Origin of the sequence: Acinetobacter sp. NBRC 110496 (genome assembly GCF_000876115.1) — a bacterium.
Taxonomy (GTDB): domain Bacteria; phylum Pseudomonadota; class Gammaproteobacteria; order Pseudomonadales; family Moraxellaceae; genus Acinetobacter.
In genome coordinates, this window is the sequence record NZ_BBTF01000009.1 from 70096 (window position 1) to 91061 (window position 20966).

Genomic DNA, 20966 nt, shown 5'->3' on the forward strand with positions numbered 1-20966 from the left:
TTTTAAAAAGCGTTATTGTAATGAAAGTCCAAATAGATTTTGTTATCAAATCATAAATCCGACGAGATTTTTTTAGATAACTTTTGTTTAGCCAACAAATTTCGGAATAATTGCCAATCAAAATGTTCGCCTGGATCGGTTTTACGATTTGGCGCAATGTCAGAATGACCTGCAAGATGCTGTTGAATCTTTGGATAAGCCTGTTGCAACGTGCTGACCACTTCAACTAAAGCTTGATATTGTTCAGGCTCGAAAGGTAAATCATCACTGCCTTCTAGCTCAATCCCGATGGAATAATCATTACATTCTTTCTGAGCTAAATAACTTGAACGCCCTGCATGCCAAGAACGATCATTAAAATTCACAAACTGAATCACCTCACCTGTCCGCAAAATCAGCAGATGAGTAGACACTTTCATTCCCTCAATCGTTTGGAAATACGGATGCACAGACCAATCCAGTTGATTTTGAAAGAATTGCTGAATATAACCACCACCGAACTGTGAAGGTGGCAAACTGATATTGTGGATGACAATCAGTTGAATCTCGGTATCGGCAGGACGTGCATTAAAATTGGGCGATGCAATCTGTGTTGCACCTGCCAATACACCGTCTTGTACTTGAGCAAATCTAGCGTGTTGCATGAGGACTCGAATCAGCAATTTAATCTTTACAGCAGCCATTCTGCCATGCTTTATCTAGAATAATCGAGATGAAATGCTTATTTTTTACGATGGGAGTGCTAATATAACGCACACGTTTTTTAGTCAAACATACACTGGAACTGGTATGAGTATCGCTCAATCTTTGCTTGAACACTCTATTCAAATCAATATTCAACAAGCATTACAAGAAGATATTGGGGATGGCGATATCACGGCCCTACTCACACCAGCCGATGAACAAGCCACAGCCACCATTATTAGTCGTGAAGAGATGATTCTGGCAGGCCAACCTTGGGTGAATGCCTTAATTCAGGCCTATGACAGCTCAGTCCAAGTCACCTGGTTAAAACAGGAAGGTGATGTTGTTGCCGCCAATGAAGCCTTTTTAAAATTGGCTGGCTCGGCGCGCAGTTTGCTCACCGTAGAACGTCCAGCATTAAATTTCATTCAAACCCTGTCCGCGGTTGCTACCAAGACTGCAAGCTATCTCAAACAACTCGAGGGTTTACATACCAAACTACTGGATACACGTAAAACCTTACCAGGCCTGCGCATTGCACAGAAGTATGCTGTTGCCGTAGGGGGTGGACAAAATCATCGTTTAGGTTTGTTTGATGCTTTCTTAATTAAAGAAAATCACATCATGGCCGCAGGCGGTATTGCGCAAGCGATTCGTCAAGCGCATGACATTGCACCGGGCAAGCCAGTCGAAGTCGAAGTGGAAACTTGGGATGAACTGAATCAAGCGCTTGAAGCAGGTGCTGATATTGTCATGCTGGATAATTTCAGCCAGCAGCAGATGATTGATGCGGTCAAGCATGTAGCAGGTCGTTGTAAACTCGAAGCCTCAGGCAATATCACCATCGACAATTTACGCGAAGTTGCGACCACCGGGGTCGATTACATCTCTATGGGCGTGTTGACCAAAGACGTACGCGCAGTTGATTTATCAATGCGTTTTAACGCTTAAGCCTGATCAAGGTCTTTTTCTTGCTTTACAGGCTGTTGCTGAGCAACAGTCTCTGTCTGAATCAATTGGGTTGTTGCAACTCGCTCACTCCACGCTGATTTGGCTTCGGTCGAATCAGTCGGTCGTGGATCCGCAGCCATTAAGACAAAAGTGACTGCAGTAAGTAAAACCAGAAAAATTTGTAGCATCATTATTATCCCTTCATGATCTTCGTTTCAATTTTTGCCTAATCTATCAAAGTAAAATGAGCCAAATCTGAGGACTGTGTTACAGCATGCAAACGCACCGTGATCTCTTGTTGAAGATGATAGGGTTTTGTCGGCATTCATTAAATGTATGTAAAGCCACATCAAGAAACAGGTCTATTCCTTCAACACAAAAGCAGCCCAAACATTCTTAGGCTGCTCCTTGTTCAACTGGATTGAAATGCTTTTATGAATCCGTAAATCCCATATACGGATCAGAAATTGAGTCTTCATGGGTCTCCATACGACCCGCAAAACGGCGACTATAACTTGGATCATTTTCAATCGTGACGGTAAAATCATACCAGCCACCGAATTCAGACATATCCCAGCTCAGTTCTTTTTCCGTCGTTGCCGTTTGAATGGTCCAGATCTTCTTCGGTAAGTAAGCATTCGCTTTAATGACCAGTTTAGCGGTTTGGGCCGCATCATTACGGACTTTTAAGAACAGCTTCGGATCACACGCTTCCATACAGACACGAATTTCTGGCAGCGCCTGAATCTGTGCCGCCTGCGTCAGGTTACCCGCAAAACTGCGATGGAAACCATTTGGCCCCAATACCCACAAATCATACTGATTGTCTTTGCTCTGCCAAACATCATCCAGTTGCTTGCCTGCCTCCACCATATAGCGGCGTGGTACAGCATCTAGATTCAACTTATCATAGACATGGAAAACTGCAGCATGCGTGCCTGTATTCAAGAACATCAGTTTGACGGTTTTCGCTGTGGCATCTACTTTGGCACTGGTGTGTAAGACATAAGGCAATGCACGCGATGGGCGAATCCCCATCTCCTGTACAGGATAAGTCTGACTTAAAGGACGGCTGACCTGTGCTAAACGCTCCTGCGCTTTACGAATCGCATCTGCTTCAGCCTGACTCTTTTTACCAGATAAGTCTGGTACAGGCAGTAAATTAGGTGTTTTGAAATTAAATGCCGAGGTTAAATCTCCGCATACAGCACGGCGGTATGGGCTAATATTCGGCTCTTGTACCCCAAAACATTGCTCGAGGAAACGAATCACCGAGGAATGGTCAAAGACCTGTGAATTCACCCAGCCACCGCGGCTCCACGGTGAAATGATATACATCGGCACACGAATCCCTGGTCCATAGACCCCGACACCATTACTGACTTTAGGATCAGTAAAGTTCGGTTGTCCCGTAGAGGCTTTAGCATGTGTTGCATATTCATAGGACATTTGTTCTTTGCTCAGCGTCGACTTGCCATAGACCGTCCCAGCCGTATCCATCGAGGGTGCACTTGGTGAAGGCACATGGTCAAAGAAACCATCATTTTCATCAAAGTTGATTAAGAAAACCGTTTGGCTCCAAAGTTCTGGGCGTGCAGTGAGGGCATTCAGGACTTCTTGGATATACCATGCCCCTTGTACAGGGCTCGATGGACCAGGATGTTCACTATAGGTCGCAGGTGCGACCAACCAGCTCACTTGTGGTAATTGATCCTTGGCAATGTCTTCTTTAAATGTTCCGAGAAAACCACCATCGGGCATGGTATTGGCAATGCCTTTATACAACGGTTGGCTAGCATCAATCGCTGGGTCATAGGCTGGGCAAATGGTGCTGTTATTCACGGGCTTGCCAGATAACTCATTGGCACGACGATATTGTTTAAACCCTGCCAATGGATTATCGGTAAAGTTGTCAGGCATGTTCTGATAAACTTTCCAGCTCACGCCAGCTTGCTGCAAACGTTCTGGATAAGTGGTCCAGTCATAGCCTGTTATTGATGGACCAATCGCATCGAGATCATTCACCACACTGGCAACGTTGGCCCCTGTTGGACCATTGGTTCCTGTCCAGATAAACATACGGTTGGAATTAGTACCGGTATGCATGGCACAGTGATAAGCATCACATAGGGTAAAAGCATTGGCTAAGGCAAACTGGAATTCAACTTCCTGTTGTTTGTAATAACCCATCGATTGGGGTTGCTTGTATTGCACCCAATTACCCATGCGCCCATGATCCCAGGCATATTGCCCATCAGTCCATGAATGCGGTGTACCGCTCACCCGTTGCGCATTGCCACGGCTACTGTCCAAGTGATAGGGATAAACTTTATTCTGCTTGGCATCGTATTGTTCCCACACTTTTCGGCCTTGGCTCAGCGGAATGGTGAATCGATCACCGAAACCGCGTACTCCCTTCAAAGTACCAAAATAATTATCAAAAGAGCGGTTTTCCTGAGTCAAGATCACCACATGTTTGACATCTTTAATGGTGCCAGTTTCTACCTTGGCATCAATCGCAAGCGCTTTTTGAATACTCATCGGGAAGCTGGTCAACGCGGCTGTACCAAATAAGGCTTTGGTTGAATTTAGTAAAAAGTCACGACGATTCATTTATCGATTTCCTTATTTTTATTGTTAGGGTGCACAGTGGATTTTGCAGCTAGGCTGTGGCGGCTGCGGGTTTGACGTTGAATTATTATTGTCGTCACTATCGTTACAGGCACTCAGTAACAAGCAGCTCCCAGCAAGTAACGCTAAAAAGAAATTTCGCATTTGACTATCCGTTAAATATCAGTGCAGATAGTCAATACAATCTAAATGACAGTTCGATGATGATTTGATCGCAATTCGATGACAAAAAACAGATAAAAAAAAGGCGATCTAAAAAAACCAGACCGCCCGCACTATCAACTGGAACTTACCAACCGAGTGCCTGCTGTTGCTTTTGAATCAATTCTGCGATTCCTTTTTCGGCAAGCTCTAACATGGCATTGCACTGTTGGCGCGTAAACGGTTTGTCTTCTGCCGTTCCTTGAATTTCAATAAATTCACCCGCCTGTGTCATCACCACGTTTAAATCAGTTTGGCAATTTGAATCTTCTTCGTAGCATAAATCGAGTAGCACTTCGTCTTGATACATCCCGACAGAGATTGCTGCGACTAAGCTTTTTAATGGATCTTGTTTAATTTTCTTATTGCTGAGCAATACATTCATGGCATCAACCAAAGCCACGGCTGCACCGGTAATCGCTGCAGTACGAGTACCACCATCGGCTTGGATGACATCACAGTCGATGGTAATCGTGTTCTCACCCAATTTCTTCAAATCCACCATGGCACGTAAACTACGACCAATCAGGCGTTGAATTTCTTGGGTACGACCCGTTTGCTTACCACGCGCCGCTTCACGATCACTACGAGTATGGGTTGAACGCGGTAACATGCCGTATTCCGCAGTGACCCAACCTTGACCCTGACCTTTCAAGAAACGAGGGACTGAGTTCTCAATGCTTGCGGTACACAACACTTTGGTATGACCAAACTCAACCAAAACTGAGCCTTCTGCGTAACGAGTATAGTTACGGGTAATTTTGACCTCACGTAATTGGTCTAATGTTCTTTGGTCAATACGCATAACGTTTCCTTAAAACTATGGCTCAAATATCATTGCGCCATAGTATAGCTCAATTACACGTGCTTTCAGTTTTACTTATTGGTTACAATTCACCGAATTAAGCAAACTTGAACTTGGCCTTGAGATTGCTCCAGCCTTGTCCCAACTGTGCTGACAGATCATTTGGCAATGAACATTTGGCTAAACGCACCCACACCGTCCAGAACTGTTTCATAAAGTTGGCTTCGTTGTAGTTCACCCCATATTCAGCACATAAGGCTCTGATTTGTGGTGCAACTTGCTCATAACGATTGGCTGGCATATCGGGGAATAAATGATGTTCAATCTGATGGCTTAAGTTTCCACTCATAAAGTGCATCCATTTGCCACCCGTGAAGTTACTTGAACCCCGAATCTGGCGAAGGTACCACTGCGCCTTGGTTTCGTTCTCGGTATTATCCGCTTCAAAGGTTTCAGCATCTTCAGTAAAGTGACCATTAAAAATCACCGCAGATGACCACACGTTGCGCATGATATTCGCCACTGCATTGCCTGCTAACACCGGAATAAAGTTGATGGTCGCAATCGCTGGGAAGAACACATAGTCTTTCAACACTTGGCGTCTGGCTTTTTTACGGAACTCGGCCGCATCTGCCCAAACCTGTTTCCAGGTTTTGGTTTTATACACCAACGCATCTTCTAAATGCAGATTTTGTACACCGACATACCACTGGAAAAAGAACATCAACTGTAAGGCCAATGGAATATTGGCCAAATGACGCACCTCCCACTTCTGATCTTCAGTCACGCGTAAAATGCCATAGCCGACGTCATGATCTTTACCGACAATATTAGTATAGGTGTGGTGCATGTAGTTATGCGTGTAGCGCCAGTCATTGCCTGAACAGGTGTTATCCCAATCGTAGTCTTCGCCACGCAAGCTTGGGTCATTCAGCCAGTCAAACTGACCATGCATCACATTATGCCCCAACTCCATATTCTCGACGATTTTAGAGACACCGAGCATCGCGGTTCCCAATAACCATACCGGTGGAATCCAGCCACCGAACATCAACATGCCACGTGACGCGATTTCGGTATAACGTACAAAATTACGGACTTTATAGATATATTTTGAATCCTGCTCGCCGAGATTCTGCATCACTTCTAAGCGAATTTCCTCAACACGGCGACCGAACGCCTCGACTTGTTCAGGGGTTAAATGCGCTGACTTTGATACGGTTTTAAATTCTAATGCCATATTCATGGTGTTCATCCTCAAATATCTTTGTTTTTATAGATCAATGGTGACTGGGCTTAAGGCCTGGCTGACACATAACTTGATCGGACGATTCGGTTGATCATCAATTTCACCCGTGATGACGTTCTGGGTAACGCCACTGACTTTGGTGCAACTACAACGGTTACATACGCCCATGCGGCAACCATGTTGTGGGCGTAAACCTGCTTGCTCTGCACTACTCAGCAGATTGGTCGTGGCAATAAAATTCTGTTGCGCACGACGGAAACTAATCGGTTGAGCCTCACTAGAATGCTCGATTTGTACAGGTTGGAAAAATTCTTGATGGAAGTTTTCCGCGGCACCCTGCTGTGTATAAATGTCTTGTGCTTGGCGCATCATGCTGTGATGACCACAGGCATAGGCTTTTAGATCTTTAAAATTCGGAACTAACTTTTCTAACAATGCAGCATCTAAATGTTGTTTCTGTGCCGATGTATTAAAGAAGTGATAATGCAACTGTGGATATTGTTCAGCTAAAGCTAAAATCTCTTGATGAAACACTTCAGCGCGATTGAAGTACAACACATGAATGTCTTCGAGTTGCTGTTGTAATGCTTGTTGCAATAAAGAATAGATCGCGGTAATGCCTGAACCTGATGCAATCAGAACAGCGGGTTGCTGCCCATGATGCAAGACAAAGTCTCCCTGTGCCTGTGAAATCTCAAAGTGATCGCCAACACGAAGTTGCTGAGCAGCTTTAGACACCACACCTTGGACTTTGATGCCCAAACGAATTTCGCCTTGAGACGTCACATCAATAATTGAATAACTACGTTGCTGATACACCCCATGAATCATCAGGGTAATCAACACGCTTTGCCCCGCCTGGACTTGGCGAACATCAAAATTATGATTGGGCTTTAAGGTCAATAACACCATATCTGCACTGAGTGGCTGTACCGCAGTGACTTCTGCAAGCGTACGCTTCCAAGCAAAGCTTGGTTTGATTTTTTGCAAAATAAAATCAACAAAATCTTCACGAATCCAATGGGGTTGATAACTTAACTCTGCGTTCATACGTTCCTCGTTTTGTATCTGGCTATTTATATTGAGTGAACAAATGTTCATGTAGTGAACATGTGTACACTATATTTATTTGTGTTCACTGAGTCAACACTTGTTCACTAATTTTTTGGGTATTTTTTATACTTTTTGATAAGCCGTTTAAAATAAGGGAAAAATTAAAAAAATACGCATGCCATGAGCTCATATCTAGCAGGCCCTGATCAGGGAAAGATCAAAAACATTGGTCTTTAGCAATGGACAAGGACTAAAAAGTTTCTGTTTTTTTTGCTAGACTCTGCTGTACGGTTTCAATGAGTCTTATTCATGTCGATTAGAGATGAACGAAAACAACAGAGTCGGCAGGCTTTACTCGATGCAGCACTTCATCTCAGCACTGCTGGGCGCTCATTCAGTAGTATTAGTTTGCGCGAAGTTGCTCGCGAAGTGGGCTTGGTGCCTACGGCGTTTTATCGTCATTTTCAAGATATGGACGCACTTGGGCAAGAGCTGGTTGATCAAGTCTCTTTGCATTTAAAAAGTTTGATTCATCAATTGGGACAAAGCTATTTACTCCATAGCGGTTCAGCCAAAACCCGAACCAGCATTGAAATGTTTGTACAAGCCGTCAATCACAGCCCACAACAATGGCAGTTTATGATTGCAGAACGTTGGGGCGGTTCAGAGACGGTGCGTATCGCGATTGCCCGTGAAATTGAATTTTTGATCGAAGATCTTGCGATCGATCTGTGCAAACTTGAAACCTTCAAACATATCAAAGAAGCCAAGGACTTACAGGTACTCTCGACCATTTTGATTAATATGTCGTTTACGTGGGCCATGACCTGGATCAATCTACCCAAACAATTCACCATTGATCATTTGCTTGAACAACAAAACCTGTTTATTGACAATGCCGCGACTCAAGTCCGCTTATTATTCAGTGGGATCTCGAATTGGGAACCCCAAAACGCCTGACCCGATACAAACCAAAGTTTGATATATAAAAGCATTGCTTAGCGTTATGATGAATTAGACACAAATGCAAATGCAGTGTAGAACACTATGAGGAGCTTATAAGCATCATGAATCCTGATCGTCATACTCAGTTCTTAATTCGTAAAGAAAAAATTTTGCAGGTTGCGGAAAAGCTGTTATTAGAAAACAACCAAGAAATGACCCTAGATGAACTGGTTGCTGAACTGGATATTGCCAAGGGCACCTTATACAAACATTTTCGCAGCAAGAATGAATTGCTGTTGGAGCTCATTATTCAAAATGAAAAAGAAATTTTAAAGATTTCAGACAAATACAATACTGATGTCAAAGAATACGCGCCACGCTATATGCTTTATCATTTAACCTCACCAAGTCGTACCATTCTGCTGCATCAGTTAGAAGAACACCTCACCATGACCGAGTCGAAGTTAAAGCATCTGTTTGATGAACTTTACGCCATCCGTCAGCAACGCATTGTGTCATTAAAAGACATGACCGAAAAATATTTAAAATCACAAAATTACGATATGTCGATTCGGGACTACCTGTCTTATATCTGGTCACTGACCTATGGTGCTGCCTTATTACTGAACTCAAGCTATTACCAGCGTTCAATCGGCTCACGCGAGAAGTTAATCAACCTCTATGTCAATCAGGCCTTGTCACTACCAACACAAAAAGTTCAGATTGATTTAAAAGACTTACAGATCGATCAAAACTAAATCAAAAAAGGACTGCAATCGCAGTCCTTTTTTGTTGGAGACAGCTCTAAGTTATTTCGCTTGACGCTCTTTTTCCAATAAATAATCAACCACCTGGGTTACTTTGCCATCTTCACCCTGCACCACATATTTACCATTCACGACTACGGCTGGCACGCCCGTCAACTGGTATTGCTGTGCCAACTTATTTGATTCGGCAATTTTTGCCGTGATCGGGAATGAGTTAAACATGCTGTTAAATTTCTGCTCTGGCACACCATAACGCGCAAAGAATTTTGCTTGCGATGCTTGGTCAAAAATCTGCTGATTGCCGTCATGAATCGCATGGAACAATGGAATATGGGTTTTCTTGCGGATACCCAGTGCTTCCGACACATAGTAACCGCGTGCCCCTTGTTCCCAGACTTTATTCATCGCCGCAGGCGTACGTAAGAAATAAACGTCTTTTGGAATTTGCTTTAACCATGTTTGCATATGTGGCTCAAGCTTGAAGCAGTGCGGGCAGCCATACCAGAAGAACTCACGTACTTCGAGTTGTCCAGCAGGTGCTGAGGTTTTGCCTGGATTGGCAATCACGGTATAGTCTTTACCAGCCACAAAATCTGCTGCCATTGCATTCATTGAGAATGCCAACGCAACTGCACTTAAACCACCTAATACTAACTTTTTCATTGGCTTTGCTTTTCCTCTAAGCATTTTTCGTAAGTTTATATGCTAAATATAAAACAAACACGAGCAATTCGTTTTGCTTCTGTGAAGTTTTTTATTGGATTTATCGCTTTTTTTGCCAGAATCGCTACACTACCAACAGATTAAACCGAAATAATCATCCTAATATAGAGGTGACACCATGTCGCAATTGAATGTTGACCCGCAAGAAATCGCAAAATTTGAAGCATTGGCTGCCAAATGGTGGGATCAACATTCTGAATTCCGCCCACTTCATCAAATCAATCCCTTACGTCTCAATTGGGTCGATGAACGTGTTGGTGGCTTGGCGGGCAAGAAAGTACTCGATGTCGGCTGCGGTGGCGGTATTTTGGCTGAAAGCATGGCGCGTCGTGGTGCCGATGTCCTCGGTATCGATATGGGTGAAGCCCCTCTTGCTGTCGGTCGCTTGCATGCACAACAAGACAATGTGCAAAACATTGAATATCGTCAAATCCCAGTTGAGCAACTGGCGCAAGAGCAAGCAGGTCAATACGATGTGGTGACCTGTATGGAAATGATGGAACACGTGCCTGATCCAGCCTCAATCGTGAAAGCGTGCCAAACACTGGTCAAACCAGGCGGCCATGTGTTCTTTTCGACCATTAACCGTAACCCTAAATCGTATTTATTTGCGATTATTGGCGCGGAATATGTGCTGCGTTTATTGCCTAAAGGCACGCATGACTATCATAAATTCATTCGCCCTTCAGAAATGGCGCATGATATTCGTAATGCAGGGCTTAGCCTGAAAGAAATGACCGGCTTGCACTACAACCCGATTACCAAACACTACTGGTTAGCGCCGAATGTGGATGTGAATTACATGGTGCATACCACCAATGCAGGTGCCGAATGAAAGCTGTTTTATTTGACCTCGATGGCACCCTGATCGACACCGCTGCGGACTTTATTCGTATCATCCAGCAAATGTGCCGTGATGAACAACGCCCCGTGGTCGATGCCGATACCATTCGTACTCAAGTGTCGGAAGGCGCGCGTGCCATGGTGAAACTGGTCTATCCAGAATTAGAGGTCACAGACCCAGTATTTTTAGCACATCGGCAACGCTTTCTAGATGTGTATGGTGACAATATTGTGGTCGATACCGACCTGTTTTCAGGGATGTATCCGTTGCTTGAGGAACTTGAAGCGCATCAGATTCCGTGGGGCATTGTAACCAACAAACCACGTGGTTTAAGTGAGTCGTTATTGGCCAAACTGGATCTGACTGAACGCTGTGCGGTCTTGGTCTGCCCAGAAGATGTCCGCAAGACCAAACCCGATCCTGAACCCATGTATTTGGCTGCCAAACAGCTCGAGATCGATGCTCAAGAGATTATCTATGTCGGTGATCATCCACGCGATATTGATGCAGGTCGCCATGCCAATATGTATACCATCTTGGCAGCCTACGGCTATTTACCGGTAGAATCACGTGATGATCTTGCTGCTTGGCAGGCTGATGCCATCATTCATAGCACTGCTGAACTGCACCAACTGCTTAAACAGAAAATCACGGTGTTGTCAGAAAATCAGGGTATGATGGGCTCAATTTAAATTTTTGCAGATAAGAACAGGAGGCATAACAATGAACTATTCAGAATATCAACCTCGTCCAGATTTACTGAAAGATCGTATTATTCTCATTACAGGTGCGGGTGATGGGATTGGCCGGGCTGCAGCGATGAGCTATGCCTTGCACGGCGCAACGGTGGTCTTGCATGGCCGTACGTTAAATAAACTTGAAGTGATCTATGATGAAATTGAAGGCTTAGGTGCACCACAGCCTGCGATTTTACCCTTACAGCTTTCAACTGCATCAACCCATGATTATGAGCTGTTGGTGAGCACGCTAGAGCAACAATTCGGTCGTCTGGATGGTATCTTGCATAATGCAGGCATGTTGGGTGATCGGGTTGAACTGGCGCACTATCCTGTCGATGTTTGGGATGATGTACTGGCTGTGAATTTACGTGCTCCTTTTGCCCTGACTCAGGCCTTGTTGCCTTTACTGGAAAAATCTGAGCACGCTTCTGTGGTTTTTACCAGTTCAAGTGTCGGTCGTGAGGCACGTGCTTTATGGGGCGCTTATTCGGTGTCTAAAGTGGCCACTGAAGCCATGAGCAAAATTTTTGCCGCAGAAAATACCTACCCGAATATTCGTTTTAACTGCATCAACCCAGGCGGTACCCGTACCGCAATGCGGGCCAAAGCCTACCCAGAAGAAGATCCAAAGGTTCTTCCAACGCCAGATAGCATTATGCCAGCCTATCTGTACCTCATGGGCGATGATAGTTTAGAGATGAATGGGCAAAGTATTGATGCTCAAGCTTAAATTTAATCATTAAAATAATTCTAAATAACATTGGACACTGTGCCTAAAACTGCTTTTTTAAGAGAAATATGTGAAGAATCTTCATTGTTTTAATGGAATAATGAATCGATCTTCACAGTTTCTCTGCATTTTTAACGTACAGTAGTTCACATGAGAGACATCCGAAGTCCATAAGGTGCATCATGAAAAAAATTTTCATTATCTTGGTTTTAGGTTCGACAACCCTGTTCAGTAGTCTGGGGACTTTCGCAGGTCCACATGATCGCGATGATGATTCGCGTGGCGGCTGGCAAGGTGGTGGTCGTAACTTTGATCGCCCGGATGGTGAAAATCGTCAACGTGAACGTCGCATGCGTGAAGAACGTGGTGTTGAGCGCTTAAAACAACATCGTTGGCAAGAAGGCTATGTCATGCCCCAACATTACCGTGGTAATGGCTATAAAGTCGATTATAAAGACAACAATCTGCCTCGCCCAAGTCGCAACGAACAGTGGTATAAAATCAACAACGACTATATTTTAGTCAACTCGGATGACAACAGTATTATCCGGATCATGGGTTTTTAGACTGTTTTCGATGCCGCCACGAAAGAAAGTTGAATGCTGACTTTACGAAGAGATTTATCTTTTCTTTTTTTTCGTTAGAATCAAAGCAATTGATGTAAATCTGAGAACAACATGGCGAACCAAATGATTGAAACCTCACATAGTACAACCAAAGATTATGTGCATTGGTTTCGCCACTCCGCCCCGTATATCAATGCGCATCGCGATAAAACCTTTGTACTGATGTTTGCAGGTGAAGCAGTTCAGCACGAAAATTTTCAACACATTATCCATGATATTGCCCTGCTGCACTCTTTGGGCATCCGCCTGATCTTGGTCTATGGCGCACGTCCGCAAATCAATCAGAATCTACGTGATCGTAATATCGAAGCTCCATTTCATCACAATCGTCGTGTGACCACACGTGAATCCCTGCGTGGTGTCATGAATGCAGTCGGTTCGATCCGCCTAGAGATTGAAGCCCTGCTTTCCATGGGATTGGCCAACTCTCCGATGTACGGTGCTCGCATTGATGTGGTCTCTGGTAATTTTGTCACGGCGAAACCGTACGGGATTCGGGATGGCATTGATTTCCAGCTCACTGGGGAAGTGCGTTCAATTGATACCGATGCCATTCAGCGCCATTTAGATAATCATAATATTGTCTTGTTGGGACCAACAGGTTATTCAACCACAGGAGAAGTTTTTAATTTACTGGCAGAAGAGGTTGCGACCAAAACCGCAATCTCCTTAAAGGCAGATAAGTTAATTTTTCTGGGTGAAAAACAAGGGTTGATGAATGCTCAACAGCAATTACTGCGTGAATTAAGTCCACGCCAGCTCGAACCCTATATTCAGCAAAATCAGCAACAATACCCCGAGTTCGCTTTACATCTCAAACAAGCTCAACAAGCGTCTTTATCTGGTGTGCATCGCGTGCATTTAATCTCTTATGCCTATGACGGTGCCTTGATTGAAGAGCTGTTTACCCGCGATGGTATTGGAACATTAATTACCGATGCACACTATGAAGAAGTACGTATTGCCAATATTCACGATGTCGGTGGCTTGATTAATCTACTTCGACCACTGGAACAAGAAGGCATTCTGGTTTATCGCTCACGTGAACGTCTTGAAAGTGAAATTGAACAGTTTGCTGTCATTGAACGAGATGGCATGATCTTGGCTTGCGCAGCGCTTTATCCGATCCCAGCAGAGACCAGTGAAATTCGTTCAGCTGAAATCGCCTGTGTTGCCGTCGATTCAAGTTACCGAAAATCCAACCGCGGTAGCCAAATTCTGCAATTTTTGGAAAGCAAGGCCAAACAACAAGGGATTCAACAGCTGTTTGTCCTCACCACGCGAACCGCACACTGGTTTTTAGAACAAGGCTTTATCCCTGCCAGTGTGGATGATTTACCCAATGCACGTCAGGCCTTGTATAACTATCAACGTAATTCCTTAGTCTTTAAAAAGAGACTGCGCTAAATCTCCAGCACGATGAAGAGATATGTTTATTTTTGATAAAGATCTCTCTTCATCATCATTATCTTTGCTTAAGTCTGTATAAAGAATAAATTCATTAAACAAAAAAACCATGAAATATAAATAAAAAACAAACATTTATAATTCTTTATTTTTTAACACTTATTCCATTTATCGATAAGATTATGCAATCTTCTATTTTGCACTTTTCATCATAAGCAAAGCCTGATTACTTATTTTTTATGCAATAAAAAAAGCTTTAGCTTAGTTGCTCATCTTATTTAAATCTTTTGATTTGTCGGGGAGCATAACCAACATGGCTATTTCAATCCATCGTTCATGGACAACATCGACCCTCATTGCAGCAAGCCTTGCCAGTGTGATTGGTGTTGTAGGTTGTGCAAAAAAACCAGAGCAGCAAGCCACAACAAAACAAGAAACCACAACATTAAATATCGGCTTTCAAAAGTATGGCATCTTGCCGATTCTCAAAGCAAAAGGTGAATTAGAAAAAAATCTTGCTGCTCAAGGCGTGACCGTAAAATGGGTGGAATTTCCTGCTGGACCACAACTGTTAGAAGGATTAAATGTCGGTAGTGTGGTCTTTGGTGAAGCGGGTGAAGCCCCGCCCATCTTTGCCCAAGCAGCCAACCCAAACTTGGTTTATGTCGCCAACCAGCCTGCAGCAGCAACTGCTGAGGCTTTGATTGTTCCAAAGGACTCTCCGATTCAATCAATTCAGGATCTGAAAGGTAAACGGGTTGCGTTGAATAAAGGTTCTAATGTTCATTACTTGTTACTCAAATTACTCGAAGCCAATAATCTGACGTTAAAGGATATTCAGCCTGTTTATCTCCCCCCCGCAGATGCACGTGCTGCTTTTGAAAAAGGTGCGGTTGATGCTTGGGTGATTTGGGATCCATTCCTTGCCGCAGCAGAGCAGCAAATTCATGCACGTCAGATTGCCAATGGTGAACACTTGGTCAGTAACCATCAATTCTATTTATCTGATCGTCAATTTGCAGAAAGTCATCCAGCAGTTCTCAACACCTTGGTAACGACACTCAACCAAACTACAGATTGGGTCAAAACCCATCCTGATGCTGCTGCACAGTTATTAGAAAAACCAACTGCACTTGAGCTTGACATCTTAAAAACATCCATTTCCCGCATGGGTTTTGGCGTCCTGCCGATTTCTGAAAAAGTTGCAAAAGAACAGCAATATGTTGCTGATGCCTTCTTCGCTCAACAACTCATTCCAAAGCAGCTCGTCATTCAAGATGCCTTATTGACCACAAAAAAATAACCGACCTTTCATCAGTAGATACGAGTTCAAGGAGATTGCAATGCAACAACAAGCCCACCGATTCAAATGCCTCATCGCCTTGGCGAGCCTGAGTATGTTGCTTTCTACTCCGGTTTGGGCGGTTGATCCAACGGTCAAGCAACTGCGCATTGGTTTTCAAAAAAGCTCGATTAACTTTGCAATCGCCAAACAACAAAAACTATTGGAACAAGAATTCCCAAATGCCAAGGTCAGCTGGAATGAATTTCCCGCAGGTCCACAGATTTTAGAAGCGCTCGCAGTCGGTTCAATTGATGTCGGTGTGACTGGAGATGCACCTCCAGTTTATGCGCAGGCGGCAGGAAAACCGCTTTACTATATCGCTTATGAAACGGCAAAACCTTTGGCTTCTGCTATTTTAATTCCAAAGAACTCAAACTTGAAGCAACTGAGTGAGCTTAAAGGTAAACGTATCGCTCTACAAAAAGGTTCCAGTGCACATTTCTTATTGGTACAAGCCGTACGTAAAGCAGGATTGAAGTGGAGTGATATTCAGCCGATCTGGTTAACCCCAGCCGATGCACGTGCCGCTTTTCAAAAAGGTGCTGTCGATGCTTGGGCCATTTGGGATCCTTATTATGCATCGACCCAGTTAGAAGATCAGGCCAAAGTTTTGGCAACAGGACAAAATCTCAGTCCAAATTATACCTTTTATCTGGCTGCACCAAATTTTGTGCAGCAATCGCCTCAAGCAGTTGCAGGTCTCTTAAAACAAATTAACCAAGCAGATCGTTGGGTACAACAACATCAAAGCGAAACAGCTGACCTGATTGGGAAAAGTACCGGCCTGAAACCTGCGGTCAGCAATTTATTTGTGCAGCGCCGTCCACGGCCTTCTGCTGCTGCGCCACTCAATGCCAAAGTGATTGCGGAGCAACAACAGCTCGCCGACATTTTTACCCAGCAAGGCATTATCCCGAATAGCATCAGCATCAAACAAGCTGTTTGGCAAGCCAAATAACTTCAACAGATAGGTAAGCATATGAATATTTTCTGGTTTATTCCCACTCATGGTGATAGTCGTTATTTAGGCACCAGCAAGGGTGCTCGTCAGGTCGATCATGCTTATATGAAACAGATTGCCGTTGCCGTAGACAATCTGGGGTATGCAGGGGTACTGATTCCAACAGGACGCTCTTGCGAAGACCCTTGGATCACCGCTGCCAGCCTGATTGATGCCACCAAACAGCTTAAATTTCTGGTTGCACTGCGTCCCGGTATCACCACACCAGCACTCGCAGCACGCATGGCAGCCACCTTTGATCGCCTGTCGAATGGTCGTATTTTATTGAATCTGGTGACTGGCGGGGATGAACAAGAACTCAAAGGTGATGGTCTATATGAAGATCACAGCACCCGTTATCAGACCGCCTCCGAGTATGTCAAAATCTGGCGTGAAATTCTCACCCGTTCACACACAGGTGAAGCTTTTACTTTTCACGGCGAACGCTTAAGCGTCGATGATGCCAAATTACTTTATCCACCAGTGCAACAGCCTTATCCACCACTCTGGTTTGGGGGATCTTCCGAAGCGGCAACGGAGCTGGCGGCTGAACAGGTCGATACCTATTTAACCTGGGGCGAGCCTCCTGCCGCAGTCAAACAGAAAATTGAACATTTACGTGCCAAAGCGGCGGCCAAAGGCCGTAGCCTGAATTATGGCATTCGCTTACACGTGATTGTGCGCGAGACCAATGAGCAGGCTTGGGCCGCTGCAGATGAACTGATTCAATACTTAGATGATGCAACGATTGCCGCAGCACAGAAAAAATTTGCACAAATGGACTCAGTCGGTCAGCAGCGTATGGCTGCGTTACACGGCGGACGTAAAGATCAACTGGAGGTTTCACCAAATCTTTGGGCAGGCATTGGTCTGGTTCGTGGTGGTGCAGGAACAGCTTTAGTGGGTGACCCAGAAACCGTTGCTGCAAGAATTCAGGAATATGCCGACTTAGGCATTGATACCTTTATTTTCTCAGGTTACCCACATTTGGAAGAATCCATCCGTTTTGCTGAACTGGTGTTCCCGCTATTACCGCTTCAAACCCGTGAAAAACTGGCACAACCGCATTTAACTGGGCCTTTCGGAGAAATCATTGCCAATAACTATGTCCCTGAGACCAAGGAAGCAAAAAGCTTGATCAAGGAGGACGCATGAGTACAAAACCTTTTTTGAATGATGTTTCACGTGGAACACAAAAAATAGGCAAAGGTCTGCTACCTTGGCTGTTCCCGATTTTATTGATTTTCATTTGGCAGGCAGCTTCAAGTTCAGGTGTATTGCAAAGCAGAGTATTGCCTGCCCCAACTGCTGTCGTAAGTGCCTTCTGGCATTTATTGATCAGTGGAGAACTTTGGCAACATGTCAAAGTCAGTGCAGGTCGTGCCCTACTTGGTTTACTGGTTGGTGGTGGTTTAGGTCTGATTTTAGGGTTATTAAATGGTTCATCACGTATTGCCTCAACTTTGCTGGATACTACCTTACAAATGATCCGTAATATCCCTGCGCTAGCCCTGATTCCACTGGTGATTTTATGGTTTGGGATTGATGAAACTGCCAAGCTATTTTTAGTAGCAGTTGGTGTGTTTTTCCCAATGTACATCAACACTTATCATGGTATCCGCTCGGTCGACCCACAACTGATCGAAATGGGCAAAAGCTATGGACTGAATCGCTGGCAACTCTATAAAGACATTATTTTACCAGGGGCGATGCCATCCATTCTGGTTGGACTGCGCTTTGCACTCGGTCTGGTTTGGGTGTTGTTAATCGTGGCTGAAACCATTTCGGCACAAGCAGGCATTGGGTATATGACCATGAATGCACGAGAGTTTTTACAAACAGATATCGTCTTGGTTGGGATTTTACTGTATGCCCTGCTCGGAAAATTAGCAGATGTATTGGCTCAAGTGTTGGAACGTTATCTACTGCGCTGGCATGCAGGCTATCAAAAATAAAAGGGAGATCAAGATGAGTAACCTCAATTTAAATTTTTATGACAACAATCTCATTCAACCGATTACTGAGCCAGAAAGTACAACGACACCCGCCAATGGCGCAGATATTCTGATTGAGCAACTGTATAAATTTTATGGCGACGTCAAGGTGCTTGAAGACTTAGACCTGAAAATTCAAGCAGGTGAGTTTCTGGCAATCGTCGGACGTAGCGGTTGTGGTAAAAGTACCCTGTTGCGCTTGATTGCCCAACTGGAAAAAGCCAGTTATGGCGAAATCAAATTCCAATCTGCCCGTAATTTTCGTGAAGGGATTACCAATGCAGATATCCGTGTCATGTTCCAAGACCCTCGCCTTCTGCCTTGGAAAAATGTTTTACACAATGTGCAACTGGGCTTGCCGAAAGATCAGCAGCAACTTGCCGCAACACTATTGGAAAAAGTGGGTTTAAAAGACAAAGCCAATCAATGGCCGGCACAGCTTTCTGGCGGACAACGGCAACGTGCTGCACTGGCACGTGCCTTATCCCATACCCCACGTATTTTACTCTTAGACGAACCTCTGGGAGCCTTAGATGCATTGACTCGCTTAGAGATGCAGAACCTGATTGAACGTTTATGGAGAGAACAAGGGTTTACCGCCATCTTGGTTACGCATGATGTCAGTGAAGCAGTGCAATTGGCAGATCGAATTATTCTGTTAGATCAGGGGCATATTGCACAGAGTTTTCAAGTCAATCTACCGCGCCCACGGAAAAAGAGCATTGCCTTTGCGCAACTTGAGCAGCAAGTACTTGATGCGGTTTTAGCCACCTAAAACCGTTTCATCCCCCCCGAAAAGCCCCATACAAGCCACCAAAAAGCCCGTTCAGCTTTATGAACAATTGATGAATTATTTACAAAATATGTATGCGCTGTTTTAGATTTCAATAATTATCAAATACATCGTCACCATTGGTCTAAGAAGCATAGATTTTTCGATAAAAAAATTATGTTACTGTGCACAAATCCGACAATTTATCTTACAATGTCAATGACATTTTTTGAATTAAGCTCGCAGATGGAACAGAAAAAAAGTACACAAAAGCGCAATCAACTGCTGAATGCTGCCCTCGATGTTTTTTCCGTCTATGGGTTTAGTGGCGCGAGTCTGGATGAGATTGCACAGCTCGCAAATATGCACAAGTCTAATATTTTCTACTACTATGAAAATAAAGAGTCACTGTATGTCGAAGTGCTCACCACGGTCTTACAAAAGTGGCTTGCACCCTTGCAAACCCTAGAGTCAGAGCTTGAACCAACAGAAGCACTCACGCATTATTTAATTCAAAAAATCGAAAGCTCACGTGACCAGCCCAAAGCCTCACGTTTATTTGCACTTGAGATCATTCAAGGTGCCCCACATATTTTGCCGATCTTAAAAGGCCCTTTGAAAAAGCTGTTTAAACGTAAAGCCAAAGTCATTCAAACCTGGCAAGAACAAGGCAAGTTATCAGCTGAAATTGATCCTGAATTGTTGATTCTTAATATCTGGGCTATTACACAGAATTATGCGGATTTCTCAACACAGATTGAAATGGTGACAGGTAAAACCTTACGTAACCGTAGTATGTACCAGCGTACGATCGAACATACTGTACATGTGATGTTATACGGCGTATTGCCACGCTAAACACTCAAAATATTGTCCAAGAAGCCCATCGATTTGATGGGCTTTTTGATTTAAAAATGCGCCTGATACAGTGCCAAGAGTTTCTGTGCTCCAAGCAGCAGATTTTCTTCCCAATCCAGATGCGCAGTATCATTGGCGCCATCAGTAATATATTTCACTGAAATCAAACGCACCCCAAGCTTTTGGCACACTTTGGCTAAGGCATAGGCCTCCATATCGACGAGATTACAACTAACCTTTGGAATCCCTGTTTCAAACGAATCCCCCGTACCACAGATCCCTTTGGGTAAAAGCTCAAAATGGGGCTGGGTATGAATCTCTGCAGGAATTTCGTCATCCATCGGGGTCACTCCAACTGCGAAACCGAGTGGAGACACATCCATATCGCGCTGTACAAAAGTAACCACCTCAACCAGACTGTGCGCGTCGAAATGTGAACTACCTGCACTGCCTAGATTGATCAGCGTTTTACAGCCTGTCTTTTGAATCACTTCAAAGGCCTTGAATGCTGCATTAATTTTACCGATGCCACTGTAATGAACGTCAATACCAGCTTGTTCAAACAAGCCTTTAGATTCATTCGGCAAAGCCATAATCAGAGCAACATCAGCATTCATAAAAAGACTCGTTCAAATCAAAAT

22 protein-coding genes are annotated in these 20966 nt (G+C 44.1%); 14 read left to right on the forward strand and 8 right to left on the reverse strand.

The genetic code is table 11. The annotated features are described in order from the left end of the window. Nucleotides 1-50 precede the first annotated feature (50 nt). Nucleotides 51-644 carry a 1,6-anhydro-N-acetylmuramyl-L-alanine amidase AmpD gene (gene ampD, locus Aba26S_RS06925; RefSeq protein WP_043971005.1) on the reverse strand — a complete coding sequence of 198 codons (594 nt, stop codon included), beginning with the start codon at nt 642-644 and terminating at the stop codon, nt 51-53. Nucleotides 645-789: 145 nt separating this feature from the next. On the opposite strand from ampD, the gene nadC reads away from it, so the two are divergent. Continuing rightward, entirely contained in the window at nt 790-1635 is an 846-nt protein-coding gene (gene nadC, locus Aba26S_RS06930; protein ID WP_005277801.1) for a carboxylating nicotinate-nucleotide diphosphorylase, read from the forward strand. Here nadC and Aba26S_RS06935 read toward each other — a convergent pair. The 5 genes from Aba26S_RS06935 to Aba26S_RS06955 form a co-directional block, all read right to left on the reverse strand. Continuing rightward, complete coding sequence (locus Aba26S_RS06935) at nt 1632-1823, reverse strand: hypothetical protein (RefSeq protein WP_016653334.1); 192 nt, start codon at nt 1821-1823, stop codon at nt 1632-1634. The genes nadC and Aba26S_RS06935 overlap by 4 nt on opposite strands. 244 nt (nt 1824-2067) lie before the next feature. After that, the gene (locus tag Aba26S_RS06940) at nt 2068-4248 is read right to left on the reverse strand and encodes a phosphocholine-specific phospholipase C (protein WP_043970955.1); all 2181 of its coding nucleotides are present in this window, start codon (nt 4246-4248) and stop codon (nt 2068-2070) included. Between the two features lie 307 nt (nt 4249-4555). After that, a complete protein-coding gene (rph, locus tag Aba26S_RS06945) occupies nt 4556-5272 on the reverse strand; it encodes a ribonuclease PH (RefSeq protein ID WP_005277792.1) in 717 nt (238 codons plus the stop codon). A 97-nt stretch (nt 5273-5369) separates the two neighbouring features. Further along, nucleotides 5370-6512 carry an acyl-CoA desaturase gene (locus Aba26S_RS06950; RefSeq protein ID WP_171248929.1) on the reverse strand — a complete coding sequence of 381 codons (1143 nt, stop codon included), beginning with the start codon at nt 6510-6512 and terminating at the stop codon, nt 5370-5372. A gap of 33 nt (nt 6513-6545) precedes the next feature. After that, entirely contained in the window at nt 6546-7571 is a 1026-nt protein-coding gene (locus Aba26S_RS06955) for a flavin reductase family protein (RefSeq protein ID WP_043970960.1), read from the reverse strand. Nucleotides 7572-7883: 312 nt separating this feature from the next. Here Aba26S_RS06955 and Aba26S_RS06960 point away from each other — a divergent pair, with 312 nt between their 5' ends. Together Aba26S_RS06960 and Aba26S_RS06965 are read left to right on the forward strand one after the other, a co-directional pair. Then, complete coding sequence (locus Aba26S_RS06960) at nt 7884-8534, forward strand: TetR family transcriptional regulator (RefSeq protein ID WP_016653338.1); 651 nt, start codon at nt 7884-7886, stop codon at nt 8532-8534. Between the two features lie 107 nt (nt 8535-8641). After that, nucleotides 8642-9277 (forward strand): TetR/AcrR family transcriptional regulator, encoded by a 636-nt coding sequence (locus Aba26S_RS06965; protein ID WP_004801761.1) that lies wholly within the window; start codon nt 8642-8644, stop codon nt 9275-9277. Nucleotides 9278-9328: 51 nt separating this feature from the next. Here Aba26S_RS06965 and Aba26S_RS06970 read toward each other — a convergent pair whose 3' ends face one another. Beyond that, entirely contained in the window at nt 9329-9949 is a 621-nt protein-coding gene (locus Aba26S_RS06970) for a thiol:disulfide interchange protein DsbA/DsbL (RefSeq protein WP_043970964.1), read from the reverse strand. A gap of 178 nt (nt 9950-10127) precedes the next feature. On the opposite strand from Aba26S_RS06970, the gene ubiG reads away from it, so the two are divergent. The 11 genes from ubiG (at nt 10128) to Aba26S_RS07025 (ending at nt 20325) form a co-directional block, all read left to right on the forward strand. After that, nucleotides 10128-10844: a bifunctional 2-polyprenyl-6-hydroxyphenol methylase/3-demethylubiquinol 3-O-methyltransferase UbiG gene (gene ubiG, locus Aba26S_RS06975; protein ID WP_016542486.1), complete on the forward strand. Its 717-nt coding sequence runs from the start codon at nt 10128-10130 to the stop codon at nt 10842-10844. Then, nucleotides 10841-11545 (forward strand): HAD family hydrolase, encoded by a 705-nt coding sequence (locus tag Aba26S_RS06980; protein WP_043970971.1) that lies wholly within the window; start codon nt 10841-10843, stop codon nt 11543-11545. Before ubiG ends, Aba26S_RS06980 begins: the two co-directional genes overlap by 4 nt. Nucleotides 11546-11576: 31 nt before the next feature. Further along, a complete protein-coding gene (locus tag Aba26S_RS06985) occupies nt 11577-12323 on the forward strand; it encodes a YciK family oxidoreductase (RefSeq protein WP_005277775.1) in 747 nt (248 codons plus the stop codon). Nucleotides 12324-12505: 182 nt separating this feature from the next. Next, nucleotides 12506-12889 (forward strand): RcnB family protein, encoded by a 384-nt coding sequence (locus Aba26S_RS06990; protein ID WP_016653340.1) that lies wholly within the window; start codon nt 12506-12508, stop codon nt 12887-12889. A gap of 111 nt (nt 12890-13000) precedes the next feature. After that, nucleotides 13001-14356 (forward strand): amino-acid N-acetyltransferase, encoded by a 1356-nt coding sequence (gene argA, locus Aba26S_RS06995; RefSeq protein ID WP_005277772.1) that lies wholly within the window; start codon nt 13001-13003, stop codon nt 14354-14356. Between the two features lie 313 nt (nt 14357-14669). Then, nucleotides 14670-15659, forward strand: a complete 990-nt coding sequence (locus Aba26S_RS07000; protein ID WP_043970973.1) for a sulfonate ABC transporter substrate-binding protein — start codon at nt 14670-14672, stop codon at nt 15657-15659. Between the two features lie 94 nt (nt 15660-15753). Beyond that, nucleotides 15754-16659: a sulfonate ABC transporter substrate-binding protein gene (locus Aba26S_RS07005; RefSeq protein ID WP_370538956.1), complete on the forward strand. Its 906-nt coding sequence runs from the start codon at nt 15754-15756 to the stop codon at nt 16657-16659. 21 nt (nt 16660-16680) lie between these two features. Further along, nucleotides 16681-17856, forward strand: a complete 1176-nt coding sequence (gene ssuD / locus Aba26S_RS07010; RefSeq protein WP_043970977.1) for an FMNH2-dependent alkanesulfonate monooxygenase — start codon at nt 16681-16683, stop codon at nt 17854-17856. Further along, the gene (gene ssuC / locus Aba26S_RS07015) at nt 17853-18656 is read left to right on the forward strand and encodes an aliphatic sulfonate ABC transporter permease SsuC (RefSeq protein ID WP_043970979.1); all 804 of its coding nucleotides are present in this window, start codon (nt 17853-17855) and stop codon (nt 18654-18656) included. Before ssuD ends, ssuC begins: the two co-directional genes overlap by 4 nt. Before the next feature lie 13 nt (nt 18657-18669). Beyond that, complete coding sequence (locus Aba26S_RS07020; RefSeq protein WP_043970981.1) at nt 18670-19470, forward strand: ABC transporter ATP-binding protein; 801 nt, start codon at nt 18670-18672, stop codon at nt 19468-19470. Between the two features lie 243 nt (nt 19471-19713). Further along, a complete protein-coding gene (locus Aba26S_RS07025) occupies nt 19714-20325 on the forward strand; it encodes a TetR/AcrR family transcriptional regulator (RefSeq protein ID WP_032862454.1) in 612 nt (203 codons plus the stop codon). 50 nt (nt 20326-20375) lie between these two features. Here the strand turns inward: Aba26S_RS07025 and Aba26S_RS07030 are convergent, their stop codons facing one another. Beyond that, nucleotides 20376-20942 carry a hypothetical protein gene (locus tag Aba26S_RS07030; protein WP_005277756.1) on the reverse strand — a complete coding sequence of 189 codons (567 nt, stop codon included), beginning with the start codon at nt 20940-20942 and terminating at the stop codon, nt 20376-20378. Between the last annotated feature and the right edge of the window lie 24 nt (nt 20943-20966).